Source organism: Pseudomonas sp. CFII68 (genome assembly GCF_000416195.1).
Taxonomy (GTDB): domain Bacteria; phylum Pseudomonadota; class Gammaproteobacteria; order Pseudomonadales; family Pseudomonadaceae; genus Aquipseudomonas; species Aquipseudomonas kilonensis.
In genome coordinates this window covers 200331-213307 of sequence record NZ_ATLN01000017.1, presented here as the reverse complement: position 1 = coordinate 213307, position 12977 = coordinate 200331, and the positions used below count along the sequence as shown (strand labels likewise).

Here is a 12977-nt window from a genome sequence, read left to right as displayed (position 1 = left end):
TGCTCGCGATGGCGGTGGATCTGCTTGCATCAATGCTGATTGTGGCACCTTCGCGAGCAGGCTCGCTCCCACATTAATTGGATTGGAGTACGACCGGGAGAACCAGGCCGGCTATCAGGCCGCCTCGCGAGCAAGCTTTGCTCCCACAGATCTGATGGGTGTACGACCGGGAGAGCCAGGTCGGCTACTAGGCCGCCTCGGCGTGGACGTGGATCTCGGGCGCCCCGTTAACCACGCTGGCCGAACGCAGGCATGCCGAGCCTAAGCGAGGCACCGAGTGGTGGGGCAGAAGCGTTTTGCTTACTTTTGACTGGGCCAGCTTCCGGGCTTCTCAAAAGTGAGCCGCTGTAAGAGCGGAACCGTCAGTGGCCGTTACCGAAGAAACGGATATGCACACCAAAGCAAGTAGATACCGGCTCAAAAAACGGCGCTTTCCATTCCTGAAACAAGCACCATCTACACCCTATCCATCAACGTCCGCTGGGCATCCGCCTCTCCCTGCAACAGCTCAATTACCCAGTCGATAAAGACCCTCACCCTGGGCGACAACTGTCGATGGGGCGGGTACACCGCTGAGATCGGCCACGTCGGCACGCTGTAGTTTTCAAGTACCTGAACCAACCTGCCCCCGGCCAACTGCTGTTGCACGTGATAACGCGGCACCTGGATCAAGCCGAACCCCGCTTCACAGGCCGTCACATAGGCGTCGGCATTGTTGACGTTCAAGTCACTGGGCAATTGCATTTCGCGCACCCGCCCCGCCACCTCGAATTCGAACGGGAAGAACCGTCCATTGCCAGACGCAAACCCTATGGCCCGGTGCGCCGTCAAATCCTCCAACCGCCCGGGCGTGCCGACGCGGGCCAGATAGCCAGGGCTGGCGCACGTCAGTTGATGCAGGCGCACGATGGGGCGCGCCACCAGCGCCTGGTCGACGACATTGCCGGCGCGGATTGCGCAATCCACGCCCTCGCGCTGCAGATGGACCTGGCGGTCATGAAAACCCATGTCCAGTTGCAACGCCGGGTAGCGGCGATAGAAATCCGGCAGGCGCGGCAAGATCCAGGTGCAACCAAAGGCGATGGGCATGTCCACTTTCAAGGTGCCGCGCGGTTGGCTGCGTTGCGCCGATAACGAACTTTCCAGGTCATCGAGGTCGTCCAGCAACTGGCCGCTGCGCTGGTAATACGCTTGCCCATCGAGCGTTGCGCGCACCTGCCGGGTGGTGCGTTGCAACAGTTGCACGCCCAGATGGGCTTCCAACTGTTGGATCAGCAGGCTGACGGTGGCCCGGGGCAGCCCAAGGTCATCGGCCGCCTTGCCAAAACCGCCCAGTTCAACGATGCGCCGGAACACCTGCATGGCCTGTAATCGGTCCAATCTCGCGCCTCACTATTTAGATATCACGAATAGTTAAACCAATAATCGTGGATTTATCCAGGAAACCGCTTGATAGAGACTGCACAGGTCGTTCATTTCCAGGAGCTATCAGCATGAAGACTCGCCAACTCGGCCATCACGGCCCTCACGTTTCCTCCATCGGCCTGGGCTGCATGGGCATGTCGGACTTCTACACCACCGGCGTGGACGAACGCGAAGCGATTGCCACGCTGCACCGCGCCGTGGAACTGGGCGTGACGCTGTTCGACACCGCCGACATGTACGGGCCGCATACCAACGAAGAACTGCTCGGACGGGCCCTGCGTGGCAAGCGTGACGGCCTGTACCTGGCGAGCAAGTTCGGCCTGGTGCGCAGCAGCGATCCCCATGCCCGCGGCGTCAATGGTCGCCCCGACTACGTCCGGCAATCTGTCGACGGCAGCCTCAAGCGCCTCGATACCGATTACCTCGACCTCTACTACCAGCACCGCATCGATCCTGACGTGCCCGTCGAAGAAACCATCGGCGCCATGGCCGAGTTGGTCAAGGCCGGCAAGGTCCGCCACATCGGGATCTCGGAAGCCAGCGCCGAGACCATCCAGCGAGCCCACGCCGTGCATCCCCTGGCAGCGGTGCAAAGCGAATACTCGCTGTGGTCCCGCGAGCCCGAACACAATGGCGTGCTCGCTACTTGCCGGCGCCTGGGCATTGCATTCGTCGCCTACAGTCCCTTGGGCCGGGGCTTTCTGACTGGCGAGCTGAAATCACCGGAGGACTTCGCCGCCGATGACTATCGCCGCTTCAACCCGCGCTTCCAGGCCGACAACTTCAATCACAACCTGGCGCTGGTAGAGCGGGTCAAGGCATTGGCCTTGGACAAGGGCATCAGCGCTGCGCAATTGGCCTTGGCCTGGGTATTGGCCCAGGGCGACCACGTCATCCCGATCCCGGGCACCAAGCAGCGCAAGTACCTGGAGAGCAACGTGGCAGCTTCTTCAGTGGTGTTGAGCGCTGGTGAATTGGCCCAGCTGGACGGGATTTTCGCAGGCGAAGGCGCCGTGGCGGGCGACCGATACCAGGCGCACACGATGACGTTGTTGAACGGTTGATCCTGCGGCTGGGCTGGCAGTTTCGACAGGCCGGATTCAAGCAGGCGCCAGCCCAGCCGATAACCCTATACAATAATAGCTCCCAGACCTCCGGGTTCTGCCAGTTGCATAGGGTAATGATCAATGGATTGGCCGCTGAATCGCCTGCTGATGTGGGGCGTCCTGATGTTCCTCGCTGCAAGCGCTTGTGCGGCAGAGGCGCCGCTGCGCATCGTGACCGAGGAGCTACCGCCCTACAACATGACGCAGAACGGCCGAATGACCGGCATGAGCACCGAGGTGGTCCAGGCCGTGCTCAAGGAAGTCGGCATGGACGCGCCTATCCATTCCATGCCGTGGGCCCGGGCCTACGAACTGGCGCTCAATGAAAGCAACGTATTGATCTACTCGATCGTCCGCACGCCTGCACGCGAATCGCTTTTCCAGTGGGTCGGCAGCATCGGCCCGACGCAGTGGTACATCTACTCGCTGGCGGACCGGCCGGTGAAACTCGACTCGCTGGCCGATGCCCATGGGCACCAGATCGCCACGGTCAATCAGGACGTGGGTGAGCAATACCTGGTCTCGAAGGGCTTTCGCATCGGCGAAGAACTGCAGTCGAGCACCAAGTACGAACACAACTACCGCAAGCTCAAGGTCGATCACGTGGAGCTGTGGATTTCCAATGAGCTCAACGCGCTGTACCTGACGCGCCAGAATGGCGAAGACCCGGACAAGTTGCTGATCCGCTCGCTGGCGCTGCCCGAGCTAAGCAGCGCCGATGGCTTGAGCATGGCATTCAGCCGTAATACGCCGGCCGATACGGTGGCGAAATTCCGTGCGGGCCTGGAGACCGTCCGCCGCAATGGCGTCTACGATGCCATCCTGCGCAAATGGTTATGACATGGATGCAAATTTTCGTACTGCGTCCTCCCTGCAACCACAGACCAAGGCGTTCAGCTCCCTAGGGCGCCGCCTGGTGCTGGCAACGCTGCTGTTCTGCCTGCTCTTTACCCTGGCGATGGTCACCTGGCGTACCTGGCTGGCCTGGGAAAACAACCTGGCGGAAATGAATTCGGAGCTGGCCCTGATCGATCAGGTGTTCCAGAACACCCTGGCCCATGCCATATGGGAACTGGACCGTGAATCCCTCGACCAGCAAATCAGCAGCGTCGCCACGGCAGCCCCCGTGGGTCGCGTGGCGTTGAACATCCTGCGCCCCGGGCAAGCCCCTGAAGTCATCGAAATCAATCGATACGCCGCCGATCAATCGGGCGTGGTGCCGGTGCTGCGTCGAGAGCTTATCGCGCATCCCTACGCCGGGGCCCATGAAAAAGTCGGCGAGCTGACCATCGAAGGCGACAACAACCTGCTTTGGGAACGCCTCTGGGGCGAAGCACGCAGCATCGTCATCACCCAGCTCATCCAGTCCTTGCTGCTGGCCGGGTTGGTCATGACCGTGTTCAATCGCCTGGTGACCGTGCATGTGGTGCACATCGCCCGGCACCTGGGCGAACTGGCGCCGCAAACCCTCATGCGGCACCTCAAGCTGCAACGGGCTGTGCAGCGCCAGGACGAACTGGGCCTGCTCGAATTCCAGGTCAATACACTCCAGGACAATCTGCGCGCCCATCTGGAGCGCCAGCATTCGGACGAACTGGCCCTTGCCGCCAGCCGCGACCAAATGGCCGAACTGGTCGAGGCCCGCACCGCAGAATTGAAGGCGGCCAACCAGGCCCTCGAAGCACTGTCACGTCACGACGATTTGACGGGGCTGGCCAACCGTCGCTATTTCGACGAGTTGAAGGACATCGAGTTTCGCCGGGCGATCCGCCACAAGACCCCGCTGGCCGTGCTCATGTGCGATGTCGATTTCTTCAAGATCTACAACGACACCTACGGCCACATGCAAGGCGACTTGTGCTTGAAAGAGATCGCCGAGACCTTGCGCAGCGTGTTCGGCCGCTCTGGCGAACTGACTGCGCGCGTCGGCGGCGAAGAGTTCGTCGTGGTCCTGCCCAACGTCGACGCCGCCCTGGCCTGCGAGGCCGCCCAACGTTTCCGTGCAAGCCTGGCAGAACGTGAACTGCCCCACAGCGGTTCCAAGGTATCGCCGTTTGTCACCGTGAGCATCGGCGTCGCCGAGTTGGACCCGGAGACCATGGACCATTTCGATCAACTGCTGCAACGCGCCGACCAGGCGCTGTACCGGGCCAAACACCAGGGGCGCGACTGCGTCGCCCTGTAAACCATCGCGTGCCATGAGGTCTGTATATGCACTATCGCCTGATACTCTGCTCGTGCTTGCTCCTCACCTCGATCAGTCTGCAAAGCCACGCCGAGGCGATCGAAGTCGTGACCGAAGACTCCCTCTACGCCTACCAGCGTGACGACAAGGTCGTCGGGCCGGGCAGTCGCATCGCCGAAGAAACGCTGAAAAACGCGCAGCTCACCGACTACAGCCTGTCGCTGTACCCGTGGGCCCGGGCCTATGAAAAAGCCCTGCACGAACCTAACGTGCTGATCTTCCCGTTGGACCGCACCCCAGCCCGCGAGCAACTGTTCAAGTGGGTGGGTGAAATACATCGGGTGGCGAGCCGGCTCTATAAGCTGCGCGACAATAAAGACATAGCCGTCAACAACCTCGAGGAGGCCAAGCAGTACAGCATCGGCGTGGTGCGAAACGACGCCAAGCAGATTTACCTGCAACAGCGTGGGTTTACCCGGCTGGTCATCTCGGCCAACAACCACGACAACTTTCAAAAACTGCTGAATCGCCAGATCCAGTTGCTGCCGATGCCGGAGAACACCGCGCGCCTGATGAGCCAAGATGCCCAAATGGATTTCACTTCGCTGGAAGAGGTCTACATCCTCGACGAACAACCCCACAAGGTCCACCTGGCGTTCAGCCTGAGCACACCGGATGAAGTCGTCGCCAAGGCCCAGCGCGCTTTCGAGCAGCTCAAGGCTTCCGGTGAAGTGGCGCGGATCATGAGCGAACAGCGGTAGACTCTGGGGGATCACACCACAAGCAACGATGAGGTATGTCCCGATGAGTAAAGCGTCCTACGTTCCGCCCCAGGTCTGGAAAAACGACGCCCCGTCTGGCGGCCAGTTCGCCAGCATCAACCGCCCTATCGCCGGGCCGACCCATGAAAAAATCTTGCCGATTGGTAAACAGCCGCTGCAGCTCTACTCCCTGGCCACGCCCAATGGTGTGAAGGTGACCATCCTGCTGGAGGAACTGCTGGCGCAGGGTCATACAGGCGCGGAATACGACGCCTGGCTGATCCGCATCAGCGAAGGCGACCAGTTCTCCAGCGGTTTTGTCGAGATAAACCCCAACTCCAAGATCCCGGCCCTGCTGGATCGCAGCGTGGAGCCCGGTATCCGGGTCTTCGAGTCCGGCTCGATCCTGCTGTACCTGGCGGAAAAATTCGGCGCCTTCCTGCCCACCGACCTGGCAGGTCGCACCGAAACATTGAACTGGCTGTTCTGGCAGATGGGCTCCGCCCCGTACCTGGGCGGTGGCTTCGGGCATTTCTACGCGTATGCGCCGGAGAAACTCGAATACCCGATCAATCGCTTCACCATGGAAGCCAAGCGTCAACTCGACGTCCTGGATCGCCGCCTCGGCGAAAGCCAATACCTGGCAGGCGATGACTACACCATCGCCGACATCGCGGTCTGGCCCTGGTATGGGCAACTGGTGCGCAACAACGTGTACGGCGCCGCCGAATTCCTGAGTGCCCACGAATACACCCATGTGCAGCGCTGGGCCGAAGACATTGCCAAGCGCCCCGCCGTCCAGCGCGGACAGCGGGTCAACCGCACGTGGGGAGATGAGGCGAGCCAAGTGCCGGAGCGGCATGAGGCTGGGGACTTGGGCTGAGGCCCTGTGGGAGCGGGCTTGCTCGCGAAAGCGGTGGATCAGCTGGCATTGATGCTGAATGTGCCGACACCTTCGCGAGCAAGCCCGCTCCCACACTGGACGGGTGATGAACCTCGGTTTCTCGACCAGCACAGCCCCCCTCTGTGGGAGCGAGCCTGCTCGCGAAAGCGGTGGATCAGCTGGCATTGATGCTGAATGTGCCGACACCTTCGCGAGCAAGCCCGCTCCCACACTGGACGGGTGATGAACCTCGGTTTCTCGACCAGCACAGCCCCCCTCTGTGGGAGCGAGCCTGCTCGCGAAAGCGGTGGATCAGCTGGCCTCGATGCTGAATGTGCCAACGTCATCGCGAGCAAGCTCGCTCCCACAGTTTTTTCCCCAGCTTTTCGTCAAGTGTTCAGCGGCTGGCTTCCAGCTTGTACCCATCGCCCGCCGACGCCGGAGTCGTTTCATTGGCCAGGGCAAAGACACACTCGTCCAAATAAGGCCTGACGTCCGCCCATTTCTTGCCATCGGCGATAAATCCCCGCAGCTTCTTGCCCGCATCCACCACATCCGGTTCATGCGCCATCAACATGAGCCTGGCGACTGAACTGGCATCACCGTCCTTGTGCTTGGCATGATCCTGCCGAGCGTAAGAGTGAAACGCCTCAATCCTCCCCAGCGCAGCCTCGGTACGGCCCATGCACTTGTCACCCAGGATCTCTTCGCGCCGCTGTGCGTGCCCCCCGGCAAAGCTGTCCTGGACAAGGTGAAGCAAACTGCCAAACGCCACCTGGTTCACATTCGCCCGCAGCCATGGACGCCCGACAGCAAAAAGATCCTGCACCGTCTGCCCGTTATTGAAATGCTGCTCCCAGCCTTCGATCTTGATGTCTTTCAAATAGGTATTGATGGGATAGGTTCCATCGGCAACCCCCCAGGCGAACTCGGCCCACATCATGATTTCACGCTTGGTCTTCTCCGGCGCGTCACCCTCTTGGGAAGCCATTGAGTGCAAGAATTGCAGGTCGCCGAAATGCGAACGGGAGATGTAGTTTCCCGCCCCCATAAACGCTATTGGATCAGAGGCGCTTATGCTCTCCGCCTTCTCGAAGAGATTGACCCAGCACCGCGTCTGCGAAATAAACCCAACCGAGTAGCGACCATTGCAACCCTTGGTCTTGGCATCTTCCGCGCCCGGCATGAACACCGGATCATCGTTCCAGCGAACCCCGGCAATGATGTAGGCGCCAGCATTCTCCAGATTGGGGTTGCTGCAATCCTGCCAATCCCCGTCGCACCCATAGATCTTCTGCGTCAGCGCCTCATGGGCAGGATCGGAAAAATTATGCAGCGCAAAACTGGCGAAAGGCACCGTCGCCTTATAGGAAACCCCATATTTCTTGGCCATCTCCCGCTCAGCCAAGGTGCCATCCGGCGAGAGTTGAAAAGCGTTGACCTGGCCGATGCAACCCAACAAAACACCCCAGGCCACTCCGGACACGGCTTTGTATGTATTCATGGATCGTCTCTGCAACGGGCGATGACGAGCAGGTTCTCGTCTCGCACCTGGGGTTGTGGTGGGCGTGATAAATGGCAAGACGCCACCGTCGATAGCATAGCGGGTGTCGCTTTGCCGTCCAGGCGTCATAGGGCTGATTTTTTTCATAGGTTTCTCCTGGGCCCCATACGAAAGTCGCTGATCAACAGGCGGAGTAAACCCCAACCAAAAGCCCCTATGGGCCGCCCCCGCAAATAGCACAAGCTCACGCCCATACAAGCCCCCAGCCGTGAGCGCTACAGAGAAAGGACTCCGCACGCATACCGCGTACGCGCCACGTCGCACTCACCGAGTCCAGCCATGAACCTACTGAATCTATTCAACAAGGCCCGCGCCCAGACTCAAGGCGCGGTCAGCGTGGCCTGCACCTCTGCTGAATTGGACCAGGCGCTGGCCAACATACGTATTACCCCGGTGCTGATCACTGGATTCGTCTCCCCGCACCTGGATATTGACCAGATCGCCGCCAAGGTCAAGAAGCGCTTCGCCCACAGCACCATCAGCCTGTGCACGACGTCAGGTGAGCTGTGCAACGGTGCGAACACGCTGTACTGCCAGACCGGCGAAACCTGGGATCGGGTGGTGCTGCAGCTGTTTGACGCCAGTGTGATTGTGTCGGCCGAGGTGGTGATGGTGCCGCTGGAGTGCGAGGACATTCGCGGTGGCGGCAAGCGCTTGACCATGCGTGAGCGAATCGCCAGGTTGGTGACTAACATCAAGCAGGCGCAAGTGAGCACGCCGATTGATCATCGCGACACCTTGGCCTACGTGGTGTTCGATGGTCTTTCGGCTTCCGAGTCGTTCTTTATGGAGGCACTCTATGAGTCGGGACGTTTCCCTTGCCTGTTCGTCGGCGGCTCGGCCGGTGGCAAGACCGATTTCAAGAAGACCCTGATCAGTGACGGGCAACGCAGTTATCAGAATCATGCGCAGATTGTCTTCCTGAAAACCGCGGCGGACGTGCGCTTCGGGGTGTTCAAGAGTCAGAACTTCCAACCGGCCGGGCTGACGTTCAGCGTGCTGACCGCGTCGGTCGAAGACCGCACCATCGACCAGGTCATCGACAGCCGTGGCAACATCAAGAGCATGGTCCAGGCGCTGTGCGATGCATTCGAGTGCAGTGCCCAGGCGCTGGAAAAGAAGCTGGCCGATTATTCATTCGCCATCCGTGTGGGCGATGAGCTGTTCGTACGCTCCATTGCCCGCATCGACTATCAGCAGCAGATCATCCAGCTGTTCTGCGACGTGGCGCCCGGCGAAGAGCTGGTGATGGTCAAGCGCACGCCCCTTCGCGAGGCGACCCGACTCGACTACGAGAAATTCCTCAAGGGCAAGGGCGGTCGTCCGGTGGCCGCTATTCTCAACGACTGCATCCTGCGCCGGCTCAACAACAGCAGCGACCTGGGCAGCATGGCCGGTATTTTCGGGGATGTGCCTTTGGCCGGCTTCTCGACGTTTGGTGAAATCCTCGGCTTGAACCTTAACCAGACACTCACGGCGATTTTCTTCTTCAGAGTCACCAAGGGCGCCCAATTTGTCGATGAGTACGTCGATAACTTCATCGCTCACTATGGCGAGTTCAAGGCGTTTTTCCTGCGCCGCCAGATCAAGAAACTGGCCGGCCTGAACCATGTCGTGGTCAAGCAGATCATGGCGTTCAAGATGAATGATTTCAGCAGTGCCTTGGACACGCGCGGCCTGGACAACACCATCCTGCCGGTGTTCGACGGCCTGACCGACCTGGGCCAGGTATTGGCCCAGGCCAGCCAGCAGCAGGCGCAGATGGCGACGCAAATCAAGCACTACTCAGGTGAGCTACACCTGTCGATGGATGACCTGACGGGCACGATCGACCGGCAAAACAGCGTCGCCGAACAGGCCGGCTCGACCGTCGAACAGCTTGCCACGCAAGCGGGTGAAGCGGTGGTCGGCGCCCGTGCGCTTGCCAGTTCGAGCTTGCGTATTCAGTCGATCGTACAGGTCATCCAACAAATCGCCGGACAGACCAACCTGTTGGCCCTCAACGCCGCCATCGAAGCAGCGCGCGCCGGTGAGATGGGCAGAGGGTTTGCGGTGGTGGCTGATGAGGTCCGCAAACTCGCGGAAATCACCCGCAAGAATGCTGCGGAAATCGGCGTGGACATTGACCTGCTCTCGACGGAGATCCAAGGCGTCGCCCAACAGATCGAAGACCAGTCCGTCGCCGTCAGCGCCCTGCGCGAGATGCTCGATGCCCTGGAAGACTCGAGCCGCACCACCGAAGGCACCGCGCAACGCACAAAGGCCATCGCGGACACCTTGACCGGGCTGACTCACGCCAGCGCTTGAGCAATTGCCGCAGATACCCTGTGGGAGCGAGCTTGCTCGCGATAGCGGTCGGTCAGCTTGCGCTGAGGTTGAATGTGCCGCCGTCATCGCGAGCAAACCTGGCTCCCACACTGCTGCATTTCACGCGATATGCAACGCCCGGCCCTTGACCTCCACGAGGGCATTGGCCAGGGCAACCTGGAACAGTTCGACCAACACGTCGATCTCCTCGGCCCGGATGATCAATGGCGGCAGGAACCGCACAACGGCACCATGGCGCCCCCCGAGCTCCAGAATGACGCCCAAGCGCAGGCATTGACGCTGGATTGCCTGGGCCAATGCCGTATCGGCTGCTGGGACACGACTGTCGCTCGCCGTGTCACTGACGATTTCCACACCCACCATCAGTCCTCGGCCGCGTACTTGGCCCAGGCAAGCATAGCGGTTCTGCAACTGGCGCAGAGCCCCCATGAGTCGTTGCCCCATGACATCGGCATGTCCCGGCAAGTCTTCGCTGATGATATGGCGCAGCGTCGCAGCCCCCGCCGCCATCGCCATTTGATTGCCGCGGAATGTACCGGCATGGGCACCTGGTTTCCAGGTATCCAATTCTTCGCGGTACACCATCACGGCTAACGGTAGGCCACCACCGATGGCTTTGGAGAGTACAAGGATATCGGGCTCAATATCCGCGTGCTCGAACGCAAACAGTTTGCCGGTACGACCCAGGCCGGTCTGGACTTCATCGATGATCAGCGCCACGCCGAACTTACGGGTCAATTGGCGCAAGCCCTGGAGCCAGCGTATCGGCGCAGGGATCACGCCGCCCTCGCCCTGCACGACTTCGACCACCACCGCCGCAGGTGGCAGCACACCCGACTCCGGGTCGCTGAGCAGTTGTTCGATAAAATGCAACCCGGCATCGACACCGGCTTCGCCGCCAATGCCAAACGGACAACGGTAGTCATAGGGGTAAGGCAGAAATTGCACATCGGCCATCAGCGAGCCCAGTGCCTGTTTCGGCCCCAGGTTGCCCATCAGGCTCAACGTGCCCAGCGTCATACCGTGGTAGCCGCCAGAGAACGACAGAATCGGTTTGCGCCCGGTGGCCGTCCTGGCCAGTTTCAATGCCGCCTCAATGCCATCGGCACCGGTCGGCCCGCAAAACTGGATGCGAGCGTGACGGGCAAAGTTTTCCGGCAGCGCGTTGAACAGGTCTTCGACGAAGCGATCCTTGACCGGTGTCGTCAGATCCAGGGTGTGCAAGGGCAAGCCGGAGTCGAGCGTTTGGCGCATGGCCGCGATGGCTACCGGGTGGTTATGCCCCAGCGCCAGAGTTCCCGCCCCCGCCAGGCAATCCATGAACAGCTGACCTTGGGTATCACGAACATAGAGGCCATGGGCCTCTTGCAGCGCCAACGGAATACGCCGTGGATAAGACCGGGCATTCGATTCACGGGCCGCCTGGCGCTGAAGATACGGGTTGGTGTTCAGTTCACGCGGTGCTTGCTGGCGAAACTGTTCCAGCGTGAAGGTTGCGCTGGATGATAGACGGGGCTGGACGCTTTCCATATTGAATCCCTGAGGTAAAAACTCTGTCGCGGGCGATCAGCCCTGTCCTTGTACTTGCATGGCCTGGCGCAGGCTCAGCGGGCGCATATCGGTCCAGACCTTTTCGATATAGTCCAGACACTCTTGCTTGCTGCCTTTCATGTCGAGCGTGCGCCAGCCATTGGGCACGCTTCGATAATCCGGCCAGATCGAGTACTGCTCCTCATCATTGACTACAACCAGAAAGCGCGTATCCGGACTGTCCAAACTCATTGCTTGCTCCTTGACTGACATGGCGGAAAGACGCCTACGATACAATACTAATGGTAGCGATTCTCATTAATTTTTAAAAATTCATACACTGTTCTCAAATTTCCCTATCGACGATGAACAGTCGCAAGACGGCAACGCCCTGTTTATACTTCGAGCCCCTCTGAACGATAACCTCTCTCAATTCGCGGTCCACGGATGAGTCGATGATTCCCAGCCTTGCCCCGCTGTTCACCGGTCCGCTTGCCGAGCATGGTGAAAAGCTGCAACTGCGCAGCCATCCCCGTACAGACGTACCGGGTGACAGGTTCTTCCAGCATGAGTATTTCAGCGCATTCGTCGACGACCTGCAGGTCCGGTACAAAACCGATGAGCGCCTGGCCCTGGTGTCGCTGTGGTCCAAATGGTATTTCAGCACCTTCCTGGCACCGGTGATGGCCGCCAATCTGCTCCAGCAATGCGATCTGCCACTTGCCCTTGCCGACACCGGGATACAACTGGGCAATGACGCCAGGCCACAGGCGTTGCACTTGGTCCATGCCGGCCAGCCTTTGCCACCCTGCACGGCCTTCGAGCGATTTCATACCCTGGTCGAGGATCATCTGGAGCCCGTCATCGAAACCTTGGTCCGTGTCTCCCAGGCATCGCCCCGGTTGTTCTGGAGCAATGCCGGCAACACCTTCGAGTTCGTCACCAGCCGCATCGACCTGCACCCATTGGCCAACGCGTACAGCACCGCACCGGCCAAGGAAATCCTGAATACCCGCCTGCGCCCGAACGGCCGGCGTAATCCTTTGTTCGCCCCCGTGCAGTACCACGATATCGGCGAGGACGAGCCACAGCGCCTGAGGCGCATCTGCTGCATTCGCTACCGCCTTCCCGGCGTCGGCTATTGCAGCAGTTGCCCACTCGATGAATGCAAACGGCAGGAACAGCCCGTTTAACT

The 12977-nt window shown here is 60.2% G+C and carries 11 protein-coding genes and 1 pseudogene; 8 read left to right on the top strand and 4 right to left on the bottom strand.

Features of this window, described 5'->3' with window-relative positions; genetic code table 11:
- Positions 1-456: 456 nt before the first annotated feature.
- Complete coding sequence (locus CFII68_RS24670; RefSeq protein ID WP_033062331.1) at positions 457-1380, bottom strand: LysR family transcriptional regulator; 924 nt, start codon at positions 1378-1380, stop codon at positions 457-459.
- A 113-nt stretch (positions 1381-1493) separates the two neighbouring features.
- Here CFII68_RS24670 and CFII68_RS24675 point away from each other — a divergent pair, with 113 nt between their 5' ends.
- The 5 genes from CFII68_RS24675 (at position 1494) to yghU (ending at position 6360) form a co-directional block, all read left to right on the top strand.
- Positions 1494-2489: an aldo/keto reductase gene (locus CFII68_RS24675; protein ID WP_018600658.1), complete on the top strand. Its 996-nt coding sequence runs from the start codon at positions 1494-1496 to the stop codon at positions 2487-2489.
- A gap of 123 nt (positions 2490-2612) precedes the next feature.
- Positions 2613-3371 (top strand): ABC transporter substrate-binding protein, encoded by a 759-nt coding sequence (locus CFII68_RS24680; protein ID WP_018600656.1) that lies wholly within the window; start codon positions 2613-2615, stop codon positions 3369-3371.
- A 1-nt stretch (position 3372) separates the two neighbouring features.
- Complete coding sequence (locus CFII68_RS24685; protein ID WP_018600654.1) at positions 3373-4716, top strand: diguanylate cyclase; 1344 nt, start codon at positions 3373-3375, stop codon at positions 4714-4716.
- A 26-nt stretch (positions 4717-4742) separates the two neighbouring features.
- Entirely contained in the window at positions 4743-5477 is a 735-nt protein-coding gene (locus CFII68_RS24690; RefSeq protein ID WP_018600652.1) for an ABC transporter substrate-binding protein, read from the top strand.
- A 43-nt stretch (positions 5478-5520) separates the two neighbouring features.
- A complete protein-coding gene (gene yghU, locus CFII68_RS24695) occupies positions 5521-6360 on the top strand; it encodes a glutathione-dependent disulfide-bond oxidoreductase (protein ID WP_018600650.1) in 840 nt (279 codons plus the stop codon).
- A 397-nt stretch (positions 6361-6757) separates the two neighbouring features.
- On the opposite strand, the gene CFII68_RS24700 is transcribed toward yghU, so the two are convergent.
- Entirely contained in the window at positions 6758-8011 is a 1254-nt protein-coding gene (locus tag CFII68_RS24700; RefSeq protein WP_256211699.1) for a hypothetical protein, read from the bottom strand.
- Between the two features lie 192 nt (positions 8012-8203).
- On the opposite strand from CFII68_RS24700, the pseudogene CFII68_RS28120 reads away from it, so the two are divergent.
- Together CFII68_RS28120 and CFII68_RS28115 are read left to right on the top strand one after the other, a co-directional pair.
- Positions 8204-9358 (top strand): annotated as a pseudogene (locus CFII68_RS28120) (FIST signal transduction protein); the annotation flags it as partial.
- A gap of 195 nt (positions 9359-9553) precedes the next feature.
- Positions 9554-10231 carry a methyl-accepting chemotaxis protein gene (locus CFII68_RS28115; RefSeq protein ID WP_371103355.1) on the top strand — a complete coding sequence of 226 codons (678 nt, stop codon included), beginning with the start codon at positions 9554-9556 and terminating at the stop codon, positions 10229-10231.
- Between the two features lie 120 nt (positions 10232-10351).
- Here CFII68_RS28115 and CFII68_RS24710 read toward each other — a convergent pair whose 3' ends face one another.
- Positions 10352-11782, bottom strand: coding sequence for a diaminobutyrate--2-oxoglutarate transaminase (locus CFII68_RS24710; protein WP_018600643.1), 1431 nt, complete (start codon positions 11780-11782; stop codon positions 10352-10354).
- Between the two features lie 36 nt (positions 11783-11818).
- Positions 11819-12034, bottom strand: coding sequence for an MbtH family NRPS accessory protein (locus CFII68_RS24715; protein WP_018600641.1), 216 nt, complete (start codon positions 12032-12034; stop codon positions 11819-11821).
- A 203-nt stretch (positions 12035-12237) separates the two neighbouring features.
- Between CFII68_RS24715 and fhuF the strand changes: the two genes are divergently transcribed.
- Positions 12238-12975 (top strand): siderophore-iron reductase FhuF, encoded by a 738-nt coding sequence (fhuF, locus tag CFII68_RS24720; RefSeq protein ID WP_018600639.1) that lies wholly within the window; start codon positions 12238-12240, stop codon positions 12973-12975.
- Positions 12976-12977 lie beyond the last annotated feature (2 nt).

What these genes read in the sequence shown, in the direction of transcription:
- CFII68_RS24675 (WP_018600658.1), top strand. Translation starts at nt 1,494, where the DNA reads ATGAAGACTCGCCAACTCGGCCATCACGGCCCTCACGTTTCCTCCATC.
- CFII68_RS24680 (WP_018600656.1), top strand. Translation starts at nt 2,613, where the DNA reads ATGGATTGGCCGCTGAATCGCCTGCTGATGTGGGGCGTCCTGATGTTC.
- CFII68_RS24685 (WP_018600654.1), top strand. Translation starts at nt 3,373, where the DNA reads ATGGATGCAAATTTTCGTACTGCGTCCTCCCTGCAACCACAGACCAAG.
- CFII68_RS24690 (WP_018600652.1), top strand. Translation starts at nt 4,743, where the DNA reads ATGCACTATCGCCTGATACTCTGCTCGTGCTTGCTCCTCACCTCGATC.
- yghU (WP_018600650.1), top strand. Translation starts at nt 5,521, where the DNA reads ATGAGTAAAGCGTCCTACGTTCCGCCCCAGGTCTGGAAAAACGACGCC.
- CFII68_RS24700 (WP_256211699.1), bottom strand. Translation starts at nt 8,011, where the DNA reads ATGAAAAAAATCAGCCCTATGACGCCTGGACGGCAAAGCGACACCCGC.
- CFII68_RS28115 (WP_371103355.1), top strand. Translation starts at nt 9,554, where the DNA reads ATGGCGTTCAAGATGAATGATTTCAGCAGTGCCTTGGACACGCGCGGC.
- CFII68_RS24710 (WP_018600643.1), bottom strand. Translation starts at nt 11,782, where the DNA reads ATGGAAAGCGTCCAGCCCCGTCTATCATCCAGCGCAACCTTCACGCTG.
- CFII68_RS24715 (WP_018600641.1), bottom strand. Translation starts at nt 12,034, where the DNA reads ATGAGTTTGGACAGTCCGGATACGCGCTTTCTGGTTGTAGTCAATGAT.
- fhuF (WP_018600639.1), top strand. Translation starts at nt 12,238, where the DNA reads ATGATTCCCAGCCTTGCCCCGCTGTTCACCGGTCCGCTTGCCGAGCAT.